Source organism: Calyptranema fuscum S582 (assembly GCF_055793305.1).
Map to the genome: position 1 here is coordinate 38,254 of NZ_JBSLYH010000034.1, position 12,822 is coordinate 51,075.

At 49.7% G+C, this 12,822-nt stretch carries 11 protein-coding genes; 6 read left to right on the forward strand and 5 right to left on the reverse strand.

The window, feature by feature from the left end; translation table 11 throughout:
• The first annotated feature begins 76 nt into the window (after positions 1-76).
• Together grxC and gshB are read left to right on the forward strand one after the other, a co-directional pair.
• Complete coding sequence (gene grxC, locus ACR6Z4_RS21155; protein ID WP_479719304.1) at positions 77-343, forward strand: glutaredoxin 3; 267 nt, start codon at positions 77-79, stop codon at positions 341-343.
• 333 nt (positions 344-676) lie between these two features.
• The gene (gene gshB, locus ACR6Z4_RS21160) at positions 677-1,642 is read left to right on the forward strand and encodes a glutathione synthase (protein WP_479719305.1); all 966 of its coding nucleotides are present in this window, start codon (positions 677-679) and stop codon (positions 1,640-1,642) included.
• 56 nt (positions 1,643-1,698) lie between these two features.
• Here gshB and alaS read toward each other — a convergent pair whose 3' ends face one another.
• Positions 1,699-4,326, reverse strand: a complete 2,628-nt coding sequence (alaS, locus tag ACR6Z4_RS21165) for an alanine--tRNA ligase (protein ID WP_479719306.1) — start codon at positions 4,324-4,326, stop codon at positions 1,699-1,701.
• 19 nt (positions 4,327-4,345) lie between these two features.
• Positions 4,346-4,510 (reverse strand): hypothetical protein, encoded by a 165-nt coding sequence (locus tag ACR6Z4_RS21170; RefSeq protein ID WP_479719307.1) that lies wholly within the window; start codon positions 4,508-4,510, stop codon positions 4,346-4,348.
• Positions 4,511-5,135: 625 nt separating this feature from the next.
• Here ACR6Z4_RS21170 and ACR6Z4_RS21175 point away from each other — a divergent pair.
• Together ACR6Z4_RS21175 and ACR6Z4_RS21180 are read left to right on the forward strand one after the other, a co-directional pair.
• Entirely contained in the window at positions 5,136-6,158 is a 1,023-nt protein-coding gene (locus ACR6Z4_RS21175; protein WP_479719308.1) for a diguanylate cyclase, read from the forward strand.
• Between the two features lie 163 nt (positions 6,159-6,321).
• Positions 6,322-7,065, forward strand: coding sequence for a lecithin retinol acyltransferase family protein (locus tag ACR6Z4_RS21180; RefSeq protein WP_479719309.1), 744 nt, complete (start codon positions 6,322-6,324; stop codon positions 7,063-7,065).
• 149 nt (positions 7,066-7,214) lie between these two features.
• Here the strand turns inward: ACR6Z4_RS21180 and rpe are convergent, their stop codons facing one another.
• The gene (gene rpe / locus ACR6Z4_RS21185) at positions 7,215-7,922 is read right to left on the reverse strand and encodes a ribulose-phosphate 3-epimerase (RefSeq protein ID WP_479719310.1); all 708 of its coding nucleotides are present in this window, start codon (positions 7,920-7,922) and stop codon (positions 7,215-7,217) included.
• Positions 7,923-8,050: 128 nt separating this feature from the next.
• Between rpe and ACR6Z4_RS21190 the strand changes: the two genes are divergently transcribed.
• Together ACR6Z4_RS21190 and ACR6Z4_RS21195 are read left to right on the forward strand one after the other, a co-directional pair.
• Positions 8,051-9,664: a S8 family serine peptidase gene (locus ACR6Z4_RS21190; protein WP_479719311.1), complete on the forward strand. Its 1,614-nt coding sequence runs from the start codon at positions 8,051-8,053 to the stop codon at positions 9,662-9,664.
• A gap of 24 nt (positions 9,665-9,688) precedes the next feature.
• Positions 9,689-10,441 carry a lipase family protein gene (locus ACR6Z4_RS21195; RefSeq protein ID WP_479719312.1) on the forward strand — a complete coding sequence of 251 codons (753 nt, stop codon included), beginning with the start codon at positions 9,689-9,691 and terminating at the stop codon, positions 10,439-10,441.
• 74 nt (positions 10,442-10,515) lie between these two features.
• Here the strand turns inward: ACR6Z4_RS21195 and ACR6Z4_RS21200 are convergent, their stop codons facing one another.
• Together ACR6Z4_RS21200 and zds are read right to left on the reverse strand one after the other, a co-directional pair.
• On the reverse strand, positions 10,516-10,962 hold the full coding sequence (locus tag ACR6Z4_RS21200) for an SRPBCC family protein (RefSeq protein ID WP_479719313.1): 447 nt from the start codon (positions 10,960-10,962) through the stop codon (positions 10,516-10,518).
• Between the two features lie 283 nt (positions 10,963-11,245).
• Positions 11,246-12,685: a 9,9'-di-cis-zeta-carotene desaturase gene (gene zds, locus ACR6Z4_RS21205; protein WP_479719314.1), complete on the reverse strand. Its 1,440-nt coding sequence runs from the start codon at positions 12,683-12,685 to the stop codon at positions 11,246-11,248.
• Positions 12,686-12,822 lie beyond the last annotated feature (137 nt).

Genomic DNA, 12,822 nt, shown 5'->3' on the forward strand with positions numbered 1-12,822 from the left:
ACTCTACACACGGCATGGAACTAGCGTTAACGACTAAAATTTAAGAAATGTTGCTCGTTTTAGGGATGATCTGGCTATGGCTGCAAACGTTGAGATTTATACCTGGAGTTCTTGCCCGTTTTGCATTCGTGCGAAAGCGTTGCTCAATAAGAAGGGCGTCGAATTTACTGAATATTGCATTGATGGAGATGAGCGTGCCCGCGCCAAAATGGCAGAGCGATCGCATGGTAGACGGTCGTTGCCCCAGATTTTTATCAACAATCAACATGTGGGGGGTTGCGATGATCTGCATGCGTTGAATGCCCAAGGAAAGCTCGATCCTCTGCTGGAGGGGGTGGCTTAGGATGATGGATTGAATCAAGTGTGGGGTTGAGTATATCTGGGTGTTGCTGAGTACAGGGATGAATGGTGAGCGATAGTAACGTGAGTAGCCTCCTGAATTCCCCAACTCTGGGGGACTTTAACCAATCCGGTTCCTCCAGAATTGGGGGTTGGGGAGCAAATTGATACGTCTATTCCGCGACGCCGTGTAGCTGTCTAGCGGACGGTCGCGCGCCAACCTTTGCCCGCTGGGGTAAGCCGCTTATCCCCCCACGGCATAACCGCCTATTGAATTCACAATCCTGAGAGAATGAATGTGCATCGCGCTTGGGGATGAAGTCAGGAGAATAACCCAGTGAAATTTGTATTTATCATCGATCCCATCCACAAACTCGATCCGGGGCATGATACGAGTGTGGCGTTGATGGAAGCTGCTCAACTCTTAGGTCATGACGTTTGGATCACTGAGGCACATCAGTTGAGTGTAGCGAGTGGCAAAGCCTGGGCGACGTGTTACCCGGTGCAACTGACGCCAGTGAAATTGGTAGAAGGTCATTGGATGGCTGAAACAACCTGGTATCAGCTGGGCGATTGCCAGTTGCTGCCCTTAGAAGACATGGATGCGGTGTTTATGCGCACCGATCCGCCCGTGAATGTGCCTTACCTCTATGCCACCTATATCCTTGACTATGTTGACCCTGCCAAAACCCTGGTGGTGAATGCGCCCAGTGGTTTGAGAGCAGCGAATGAAAAAATGTATGCGTTGCAATTTACCGGGGCGATTCCAGAAACCATCGTCAGCCAGGATAAACAGGTGATTCAACAGTTTGTTGAACAGCAGGGCGCAGCCGTACTCAAACCTCTGGGTGGTAAGGGGGGCGAGGGCATTCTTTATATGGAAATGGGCGATCGCAACTTCAATTCTTTGATTGAAATCAGCACCCAACACCGCTATCCCGTGATGGTGCAACGCTATCTTCCCGCCGCTAAAGATGGCGATAAACGCATCATTTTATTGGACGGCAAACCGATTGGAGCCGTTAACCGGATTCCTACAGGCAAAGAGTTTCGCGGCAATATGGCAGTAGGCGGACGGGTTGCGGCGGCAGAGATTACCGATCGCGATCGCGACATCTGTACCCAACTGGCACCCACCCTACGCCGTGATGGGTTGTACTTTGTTGGGATTGATATCATCGGCGGCTATTTGACCGAAGTCAATGTCACCAGTCCTACCGGCATTCGCGAAATCGATCGGCTCAACCAGGTGTGCCTAGGCAAACAGGTGATTGAGTGGGTGGTGAATAGGGCTAGGGATTAATTAATTCACCTGTAGAGACGCGATTTATCGCGTCTCTACAGCCTATCTCCGCTTGTTTAACTCAAAGCCGTTGTGATCTTTTCGCGGGCAGTGGCGATCGCTTCGGGCAACTTACTGGCATCACGTCCGCCTGCCTGTGCCAGATTGGGACGACCACCCCCACCTCCACCGCAAATTTGAGCGATCGCACCAATAAATTTGCCAGCTTGCAAACCTTTAGCATTGATACCTTTGCTAAACGCTGCCACCAGGCTGACTTTGTCGGGTTCGGGAACAGAGCCAAGGACGACTGCTCCTTCTCCCAGTTTTTGTAACAGCTGTTCGGCAACTGTTTTTAGCGATTCGGCATCTACTCCGGGTAACTCCGCCACCAATACTTTGAAATCACCGATGCTTTCCGCTTGTGTTAACAGTTGATCAGACTTTGCCAGCGCCAGTTCTGATTTGGTGATGCCCAGTTGCCGCTGCAAGGTTTTGATCTCCGTTTGCAGAGCAGTAATGCGATCGGGCAATTCTTCAGGTTTGACTTTGAAGCGATCGCCCAACTCACGCACGACTTTATCCCGCACATTCAGATATTCCAACACGGACGCTCCGGCAACCGCTTCAATACGACGAATCCCCGCTGCGACCCCCGATTCAGAAATAATTTTGAATAAGCCAATTTCTGCGGTATTGCCGACATGGGTACCGCCACACAGCTCCATCGAGACGCCAGGGAAATCAATCACGCGCACTTCATCGCCATATTTCTCGCCAAACATAGCAGTAGCACCTTTTGCCTTTGCCTCGGTTATCGGCATCACCGCTATTTGCGCCGCATGGGCTTCAGCAATCCAGGTGTTGACCTGGTCTTCGATCTGCTCAAGTTCTGCGGCTGTAATGGGGCGGGACAGGTTGAAATCAAATCGCAGCCGATCAAATGCCACCATCGATCCGGCTTGCGAAATCCCGTCATCCACAATCAGTTTTAATGCCGCCTGGAGTAAATGGGTTGCCGTATGGTTTGCCTGGGCACGCCGACGGCACGCCAGATCAACTTGAGCTGTGACGCGATCGCCCGTTTTTAAGGTGCCCCGCTCAATGCGACCCATGTGGACGAAAATTGCGCCATCTTTTTGTACATCCTCGATCCGCACTAACAAATCGTCGCCGGACAGATAACCGCGATCGCCAATTTGTCCACCCGACTCCGCATAGAAAGGCGTTTGGTCGAGTACGACTTGAACCGCTGTTCCAGCCGTCGCAGACGCGACAGCTTTACCTTCGACCAATAACAGCTTCACGTCTGCGGAACTGGTCGGTTGGGTATACCCCAAAAATTCAGTTTCATGGAGCTTTTCAGCGAGCTGATCGAGTGCGCCCTGCACCGTCAGATCAATGGTTTCATGGGCGGCTTGCGATCGCTGCCGTTGTTTCTCCATTTCTGTTTCAAAGCCAGCCGCATCAACGGTTAGACCTTTTTCTTCGGCAATCTCCTGCGTCAGCTCTAACGGAAACCCATAGGTGTCATACAAAACAAAGGCATCAGAGCCAGAAATTTCACCCGTGTCGCCCACCCGTTGCAAAATGTCGCTCAGCAGTTTTTCACCCCGATCCAGAGTTTCTAAAAAACGAGCCTCCTCCAGTTGCAACTCTGCTTTGATCACTTTTTCTCGGTCTCGGACATTGGCATAGGCAGTCTCACAGAGAGCGATCGCCGTTTCTGCCACATCACTGACAAAGGGACGATTGATGCCAATCAGCCGCCCATGACGCACCACCCGCCGAATCAATCGTCGCAACACATACCCTCGCCCCAAATTGGATGCCGTAATGCCATCGGCAATCATGTGAACCACAGACCGGACGTGATCCCCAATCACTTTGAGGGAGACTTTTGTAGTTTCGTCGGCTGTGGCGTAATCGATCTGAGCAAGGGCGGCAGCCGTTTCCACAATGGGGAAGATCAGATCGGTTTCATAGTTGTTGGGCACCCGTTGAAGAATCTGTGCCATCCGTTCTAAACCCATGCCCGTGTCAATATTTTGAGCTTGCAGGGGCGTCAGATTGCCTCCGGCATCGCGGTTGTATTGCATGAACACAAGGTTATAAAACTCGATGAACCGGCTGTCATCTTCCAGATCAATCTGTTCGTCACCCAATTCGGGATGAAAGTCGTAGTAAATCTCAGAACAGGGACCACAGGGACCCGTCGGACCCGATACCCAAAAGTTATCGGCTTCATCCATGCGAATGATCCGATTTGTAGGCACTTTGATCTGATCGCGCCAAATGGCAAAGGCTTCGTCATCTTCCCGAAATACGCTCACGACCAGCTGTTCGGGTGGCAACCCAAACACGTCGGTCGAAAGCTCCCATGCCCAGGCGATCGCCTTTTCTTTGAAATAATCGCCAAAGCTAAAGTTGCCCAGCATCTCAAAAAAGGTATGATGCCGTGCGGTTCGCCCGACATTTTCGATGTCGTTGGTGCGAATACATTTCTGAGAAGAGGTGGCTCTGAGAAATTCTGACGATCGCTGCCCCAAGAAAATCGGCTTAAAGGGCAGCATTCCGGCGATGGTCAGCAGCACCGTTGGGTCTTCAGGCACCAGTGAGGCGCTCGGCAAAATTTGGTGCCCTCTTTCTTTGTAGAAGTTCAGGAACGTGTCTCGAATTTGGGTGCCGCTGAGGGATTTGAACATGGAATTTATTACTTAGATTTCAATCGCAGAATATTATCGGTGCAGAATGTTGGACGGCAGACTCTTCAAACGGCTGCGGTGCGTTAATGCGATCGCAGAGTGCCTGCCAGGGCATGGATGAACGCACACCCATCAGGCGATCGCTATTTTCCTTATTCAACCGGGCTTTGATCCATCCGAACATTTACGCAGTCTGCTCTGCGGCAATATAACTATCCTAAATCATTCAGCGTGGGTGATTCTTAAGGATGAATGCGAGGATGGGATGAGAGCTTCCCTAGTCAAATTCACTTATTAAGATCAGCGCTACCTCAGTAACGGCTACGGAGGGTTTTGTCATCACCATTTGTCGTCGTATAATCCAGGCTTCGGATAAATTTACCCGCATAAATGATGAGGCTTTAATTTCCATTTTCAATCATGCTATAGGATTCGACAAAATCTATTACAAACCGATCACGCGTCGGGGTTCAGGTTCTAATTTTAAAAGACGTTCCTTCAGAATTGGCATCAAAATCTTTGGGTATCCCATTCAAGAGCCAAAACCTTGAATATCCGGAATGTCATCATTCACAGTTGTATCAAATGAGTAATAAAACGGATCAAATATGCGTGCTATTACGTAGATATTTGTCATGGTGGTTGTTGCGTTGGCAGCTACCACCTCGTTGCTTTTAGTGATCTCATCCTTCCGCTCATGAGAGTGGATTATTTGTGGGCTTATCGTTCACCTTAAATACCAAATGATTTGGCTCTCATGGCTAATCAAAAATCTGTTTTCATTTACAGGGTAGGCTCCCAATATATTCATGGATGCTTCAATTCTTCTGGTTGGAAGCGATGACTTCATAACAATTCTGCAAGAGCCCATTCGAAATTTAGCAACCTTTAGTATCGGAGTGGCACCCAATCCGCACGAAGCGATGCCGCTGATTCACGCTCAACAACCCGATATTTTGGTTGTGCAGGCAGACCGGGTGGGTGTGTTAGACCTCTGTCAACAAATTAAATCTCAAGGCAGATTAGCCTGGATTTATTGCATTTTGGTCGATATCGTTTTTGAGTCAAATTGGGTCAAAGCAGAGTTGGATCAAGAACAAATTGCGACCGCTGAGATTACGGCGTTAGAGTCTGGGGCAGATGCGTATTTGGCAGTCTATCTGCCCGAACTAACTGACGGCAAAGGGTTCTCTGCTCCAACGTTATCCCAGTGGCAATATCGCTTAGTCAGAGCCAATGTTGCAGCCGGGTTACGGCGAGTCAAAAACCATCGCGAACTGATGCGAACGAATGACTTATTGTCGGCGATCGCCCTTTCTGATCCGCTGACCGAACTCAATAACCGTCGGGCGTTTGAGTGGGAATTGCCTCGACAGATTCAAAACGCTCGTTCTCGCAATATGCCCATCAGCTTAATTATGCTGGATGTGGATTACTTTAAGATGATTAACGACACCTACGGTCATCTAGTGGGCGATCGCGCCTTACAGCTATTTTCCTCTCGTCTGCGCCATAACTTACGGTTTTACGACACGCCTTTTCGATATGGTGGAGAAGAATTTGTGATCATTCTCAGTGACACAGGCAGTCAGGAAGCAACCTTGATTGCTTATCGAATTTGTCAATTGATTAGTCAGCAACCCTTTGCGATCAACGACACCCTGGATTTAAATATGACGGTGAGTGCGGGTGCCGCTTCCCTCCGCGCCGAAGACGATGCCAAAGGGTTGAATCTGTTGCACCGGGCTGACCAAAATTTGCTCAAAGCCAAATCTCAAGGTCGCAACCGGGTAGTCAGTGATGAAGACGGCGATACTTTCGATGAAACCTAAGAATCCTGACGACATCAAAACCTATCACTAATTTGGCAACGTATGTGGCAGCGTGCGGCTTCGCCGCACGCTGCCACATACGTGATTCAAGATATGTTTATGAGCATCCCTGAGGATTTCAAAGAGGCTTTGCCTTGGCAAAGTCGCCCGAAGGGCTGACAAAATGTCTATCTCTCAACCCCCTAACCCCTACCCTCTTGCTCTCAACATGATACGCGGCGACCAAATTTATGTAATGCGTCCCCTGGCAGGGCTAACCGGCGTTTATGAACATCACGGCATTGACTGTGGTGATGGCACGGTTATTCATTACAGCAAAATCAGTGATCCACCGACGATTCGGCGGACTTCCATGGCAACGTTTGCGATGGGGAATCCAATTTATCTGAAACCTCAGTCGGTCAGCTATATTCCAGATGTGGTGCTACAACGGGCAGAGAGCCGACTGGGTGAACAACAGTATGATTTGCTCACCAATAATTGCGAACATTTTGCCAACTGGTGTAAGACCGGCAGAAACGAAAGTCATCAATTGGCTGACTTTGGGCTAGATCTCAGCCGAATGAGTAATTCTGCGGCACGGCAGCTGATTGATGAAGCCATGCATGGGGGAGATATTGTCCAGGCAACTCGGTTGCTCAAAAATGCCCAGGGCAATGTGGCGATCGCCCACACCCAGCTTCAGACGCAATATGAGCAAGCCCGTAAAGAAATGAGTACGTGGCATCGGGTTGCTCAATTAGCATTGAAACAAGGCAAAGAACCCCTGGCAAAGGCAGCTCTCGAACGAAAAGTGCAATATAAGCGAAAAGTTGCCGACCTCGAAGCGCAACTGGGTCAGTTGGCAGAGATGCAGGCAACCCTGGATCGAAATAATTTGATTTTGGAGAAAAAGGTGATTCAGTAAGGTGCGTTAGATTTTGCCCGACACACCCTGCAACTAACCGCTAGGGACTTGCACGAAACTAAAATGCCTGCGGTGCGTTACGGCTAGCCGTAACGCACCCTACAAATGGGAATATATTTTCTGGCAAATCTCTAATCGCCAACCGCTGGTTATGCCGTCACTAATTCGGGTGCGGGACGTTTGCTGTTGCGGATTCCCTCGATCGCTTCGGCATAGTCTTTGGCATTGAATACGGCTGAACCTGCGACCACGGCATTGGCACCCGCTTCCAAGACTTGCCAGGTATTGTTAATCTTCAGACCGCCATCCACTTCGATCCAGGGATCAAGACCACGTTCGTCGCACATTTGGCGCAACTTACGAATTTTGGGCAGTACTCCAGGAATGAAGCTTTGTCCACCAAAACCGGGGTTGACACTCATAATCAACACCAGATCGCAGACTTCCAGGACGTACTCGATCAGCTCCAGGGGGGTCGAGGGATTTAACACGACCCCTGCTTGCTTGCCCAATTCTCGAATTTGGCAAAGAGTGCGGTGTAGGTGGGGAGATGCATTATGCTCGGCATGGACGGAGATAATATCTGCGCCAGCTTTAGCAAAACCTTCAACGTACTTCTCGGGTTCCACAATCATCAAATGGACATCCAGAGGCTTTTGTGTGACCGGACGAATTGCCTCGACGATCAGTGGACCGATCGTTATATTCGGGACAAATCGACCATCCATCACGTCAACATGAATCCAATCGGCTCCGGCTTGGTCAACCGCCTTGATCTCGTCGCCCAGGCGACTGAAATCGGCTGATAGGATAGATGGAGCAATAACAATGGGTTTAGTGGATCGGTTTTCGGTCATAGCTGGTACTATCTCCCCTGCGTCCTGTTTAGTACCCAGTTTAACAAACCCTGCTCCCTGGCTCTGAATCTTTGATCCCAAAGATTCCATAATTCACGAGAAATTTATCGACTTTTGGAGAAGCACTCATGCCCCAGCAGCAACCTGTGAAACGACTGATGTGGCTAGTTGGAGGATTGACTATTCCTCTGATTGGCACTCCAGCGTTGGCATTGATGATATCAGTCGGGGAAAACGGCATTGATGCGCGTCGGCTCCATGAAGCTCCGTTTAACTTAACTGGGAGTAAAATCGCCATCGGGCAGGTCGAGATTGGTCGTCCTGCTCAGTTTGGCTTGGATAAAGCAGCGGTCAATAACATGGTTGTCCATGTCAGTCGGCTATTTCATCTCGATACGTTGGCGCAGGCAAACGATTATGTCGATGGTCATGCTGCCAATGTTGCCAGCGTCATGATTAGCCAGGATAAGCTGTTGACTGGAGTAGCCCCGAATGCCAGCTTATATTCTTCAGCCGTCGGCTATTTTGAACGCAGTGGGCAACCGCAGGAGTGTCTTGCTTCCCAGACAGTGGCATTGCAAAACGGAGGGGAATTGCGGGCGACTAATTTTAGTTTTGGCGAATCATTAATGACCGATCCGCGCCCCGATGCTGTGTTGGATGGTAATGCGTTATTAACTCAGTGTATTGATTGGTCCACTATCGAACACGATGTTCTGTATGTGATTGCGGGAAATCAGGGACAGGGTGGCATTCCTATTCCAACGGATAATTTTAATGGTGTGAATGTGGCAAATTCAACCCAGGTGGATGGGGTGTTCCGCAAAGTCGATTTTTCCAACCTGGGGAGTGATCCATCGGTGGTCATCGGTCGTGACCCGGCGACGGAAAGCAATGTTGGACCACGTCGGTCGATTAGCTTAGTGGCTCCGGGTACCGGGATTGAGATGATTAACCCCGATGGCAGTCTAGCTCGTTCGACGGGCACCAGTTTTGCGGCTCCCCATGTGACGGCGTCGGTGGCACTGGTGCAAGAATTTGGCGATCGCCAAATTCGCGATCGCCAACCCCGTTGGAGTCTAGATGCCCGCCGCCATGAGGTGACCAAAGTGATCTTGATGAACTCGGCTGACAAGATCCAGGATGCGGGGGATGGCTTGCTGTTGGGGATGATGCGAACGGTGGTCAATCAGCATAACGACAACTGGTTCGATTCCGATGCCTACCGCGATCAAACGATTCCTCTGGATGCTGAAGTTGGGACGGGGCATCTCAACGTCTATCGAGCGATCGAACAATTTAGTCCGGGGCAGTGGAGTCCAGAGGCACCCGTTCCGACGATCGGGTGGGATTATCGCACCGTTGGAACGGGCAACGATGCGCCCGACTATCAAGACTATGTATTGGATCAACCGTTACAAAAAGACAGCTTTATCTCGGTCACGTTGGCATGGGATCGCGTAGTCGAGCTGCAAGATGCCAACGGCAATGATTTGTATGACATGGGAGAAACCTTTCGTGACAGAGGTTTAAATAATCTGGACATTTATCTGATGCGAGCTGAAGATAGCGATACAGCGGATAGCATCTGGTCCTCCAAGAGTGATGTGGATAGCGTCGAACATATCTTTCATCAAATTCCAGACACAGGGCGCTATAAGATTCGAGTGGTTTATCGCGATCGCGTCAACCAACCGACTCAATCCTATGCACTGGCTTGGTGGGCAGTTGCCGCTCAATAACATTAATTTGCCCCCAGAGTGACTATGGATTCCGTCAAAGCTATTAAATGCGCTTGTCTATCGCAAGATATCTATCAGGACTTTGCTACGGTTAAATTTCAATGTGAATTGGATGGCGAACCATTCTTTCTCGATCGCACAGAGTCGGATACTCAATGTGCGCTCTTTCGAGAGCGTGGCAGTGGTTCCTATTTCATTGTCTTTCGCGGTAGTGATAAGAAGATGGATTGGGATACTAACTTTGAGTTGCGACAACAAAGCTTTGAATTTCAGAAAACCTTGCAACAGCAAGTGGTTGACCAAAAGGAACAGGTTTATCCCTACGGCGGTGAGAGCAAATCCGGCGCTAAGATGCATGAGGGATTTGTGAAATCCTACTTATCGGTGCGCGACGATATCCATGAATTTATGCGTAGCCGTCAGGTTTCAACACTCACCCTCACGGGGCATAGCTTAGGTGGGGCGCTAGCCACTCTCTGTGCGGTCGATGTGCAATATAATTTCCCGGATACCGCGATTGATGTGTATACCTTTGGTTCTCCCAGGGTCGGCAATCAAGGCTTTGTCGAGTCGTTTAATCGGCGGGTGCCCGATAGCCATCGTTTTGTCTATGGGATGGATATTGTGCCAGCCGTACCGAGATATTGGCAGGGCTATCGCCATGTCGATAATGAAGTACGCATGGGATCTCGCTTTAGCTTCAATTTTCTGACGCAACGATTCAAAGACCATGCGATCGCCGGTTATATCAGTGCCCTAAAAGCCCTGGCAAGTTAAGACCAAGCGCGCGCGACGGCGGAGCCGTCGCGCGCTCTGAAAGACTTGAGATGTGATTAGATCTTGATCAGAGTTTAAGATTGCTGGTAACTGTTCAAGGCATAGTCGCGAAATCGATCCATGTCTGCCTGGAGAGTCGATTCAACCACCCGCCCCAGGAATAAGTTATCCATTAGCTTGCCAATAAATCCAGGAATGGCGTAGCCCACAGTTAGTTTGACAATGCTGCTTTTGCCGCGATCGTAAAACCGGATGGCTCCACGGTTGGGCAAGCCGTCTACCGATTCCCACTGAATAATTTGGTTGGGGATCACTTTTAGAATTCGAGAGAGCCAGCTAAACTCAAAGCCTCCTGTTGCCAGCCGCCAGCGCGATAATTCGGGGTTGTCTTCTAATACTTTTACTGAGTCAATCCATTTCATCCAACTGGGCATTTGTTCTAGATCAGACCATAGATCCCAGACTACGTGGATGGGGGTTTCGACTTCAACCTGAACGGTATGTTCTAGCCAATCAGTCATAAAGTTAGGGGGAGGAAGGTAGGGAAGATAGGGAAGTTGAGAGATAAGGAGAAAGGGAAAGGATAATGACAGTTTATTTAATTCACGATCCTTCTTACAGTGCTTCGCGCTTGGATATGGTTAAATTTTTTGTTGTGTGCCGCGCGGAGCGCGGCACACAACAAAAAATCTGTGGCTTAATCAATTGAAAATGGCTGTAAGTTGGAGCCTTTCAATTCAAAACTTCCAGTTCAAAACTTCAGGTTCAACGCTTAAAATTCAAAACTTAAAATTCAAACCGTTCCTACCGTTTCACGCTTGCCAAAATCACGTTTGCGGCTTGGCGTCCAGATAGGGTCGCTCCTTCCATGCTATCAATGTAGTCTTGCTGGGTATAGCTACCTGCCAGGAAGAAGTTGGCGATCGGTGTTTTTTGATCGGGACGATAGGGATCCATGCCGGGTGCTTCGCGGTAGAGGGATTGTGCCAGCTTGACGACGCTGTACCAGGTCATGTTGAGGTCACGAGAGGATGGAAACAGATCGTGAACCTGTTTGAGGACATGCTGAGCGATCGCCTCATTACTCGATTTAATAAACGGATCTCCCGGCGTCAACACCAGCTGTAACAACGATCCTTCGCCGGGTCGGTAATAGTCCGCAGGGCTAGCCAGTGCCAGATCTGCAAAACACGAAAAGTCAGCATCTGAAGTATAAAGCAAGTTATCTAGACCCGCAGCCTGCTTAAGTTGGGTTCGGGCGTCTGCATCGTTCAGTTCTGTGACCCAGCCATCAAACCGCAACTGCACCGTAACCACAGGAACCGCTTCTAGCTTATAGATATTGTCAAATTCTTGCCACTGCCGCCATTCTTCGGGCAAAAGCCGCTGGATGCCAGGGACATCACATGCTGCCACATAGGCATCCGCTGTGATCGTGTCTTCCGCATCACCATTGGCAATCACCAACCCAGTTACCTGCGTCTGTTCGCCTTCGCCAGCAAATAAAATCTTGCGAGTTTGCCGACGCGTGTGAATCTTGACGCCCCGTGCTTCTAGATAGGTCACGATCGGTTTGTGGAGATATTCGTGGGGCGAACCCTCTAGCATATTCAGCCGAGATGCTTTGGTTTTGGCGGCAAACATCTGGAAGATAGTTAACATGCATCGGGCAGAAATTTGCTCGGTGTCGATGAACCCCAGAGCATAGGCGATTGGGTTCCACATTCGTTTAAGGCTACCTTCAGACCCGCCGTGGCGACGAAACCAATCGGCAAAGCTAACGCTATCTAATGCGCGGATAATTTTCATCGCCGCCTCGTAGTTGATCAACCCCAGCACTAAGGGACTGGTGCCAAGGGCGATCGCATTTTGCAGCTTATCCATGACGGACAATTGCGACGTGGTAAAAAAGGCTTTGAGTCCGTTAAACGGCGCACCAATGGGAAACCGAAAATCTAACGCGCCCATGACGCCGCCGCGATTGATGAAGGTGTGCAGATGATCTTTAGGACGCAGATTTTGAATGGCACCGACTTTTTCCATCAACGCAAACAAATTGGCGTAGTTAAAGAAAAAGACATGCAACCCCATCTCAATGTGGTTGCCATCGGGGTCAACCCAACTGCCCACTTTGCCACCCACAAAAGGACGTGCCTCAAAAATTTCGACTTCGTGTCCGGCATCTGCTAGCTCAACAGCTGTTGCCAACCCTGCCAAACCTGCACCAACGATCGCAACTCGCATTCAGATTTTCCAGCTCAGTTTCTTCACATATTTTAATAGAAACGGGTCATGATCTAGCAGGCTGATTTTTTCGACCCAGGGGCGTAAGTCTGTCGGACTTTCGGGGCAAGCTAAAGCTGTGCCTCTTCAAGCATTCA

Excerpts from the sequence above, each read along its gene's own strand:
- grxC (WP_479719304.1), top strand. The coding sequence starts at position 77 with ATGGCTGCAAACGTTGAGATTTATACCTGGAGTTCTTGCCCGTTTTGC.
- alaS (WP_479719306.1), bottom strand. The coding sequence starts at position 4,326 with ATGTTCAAATCCCTCAGCGGCACCCAAATTCGAGACACGTTCCTGAAC.
- ACR6Z4_RS21170 (WP_479719307.1), bottom strand. The coding sequence starts at position 4,510 with ATGTTCGGATGGATCAAAGCCCGGTTGAATAAGGAAAATAGCGATCGC.
- ACR6Z4_RS21175 (WP_479719308.1), top strand. The coding sequence starts at position 5,136 with ATGGATGCTTCAATTCTTCTGGTTGGAAGCGATGACTTCATAACAATT.
- ACR6Z4_RS21180 (WP_479719309.1), top strand. The coding sequence starts at position 6,322 with ATGTCTATCTCTCAACCCCCTAACCCCTACCCTCTTGCTCTCAACATG.
- rpe (WP_479719310.1), bottom strand. The coding sequence starts at position 7,922 with ATGACCGAAAACCGATCCACTAAACCCATTGTTATTGCTCCATCTATC.
- ACR6Z4_RS21190 (WP_479719311.1), top strand. The coding sequence starts at position 8,051 with ATGCCCCAGCAGCAACCTGTGAAACGACTGATGTGGCTAGTTGGAGGA.
- ACR6Z4_RS21195 (WP_479719312.1), top strand. The coding sequence starts at position 9,689 with ATGGATTCCGTCAAAGCTATTAAATGCGCTTGTCTATCGCAAGATATC.
- ACR6Z4_RS21200 (WP_479719313.1), bottom strand. The coding sequence starts at position 10,962 with ATGACTGATTGGCTAGAACATACCGTTCAGGTTGAAGTCGAAACCCCC.
- zds (WP_479719314.1), bottom strand. The coding sequence starts at position 12,685 with ATGCGAGTTGCGATCGTTGGTGCAGGTTTGGCAGGGTTGGCAACAGCT.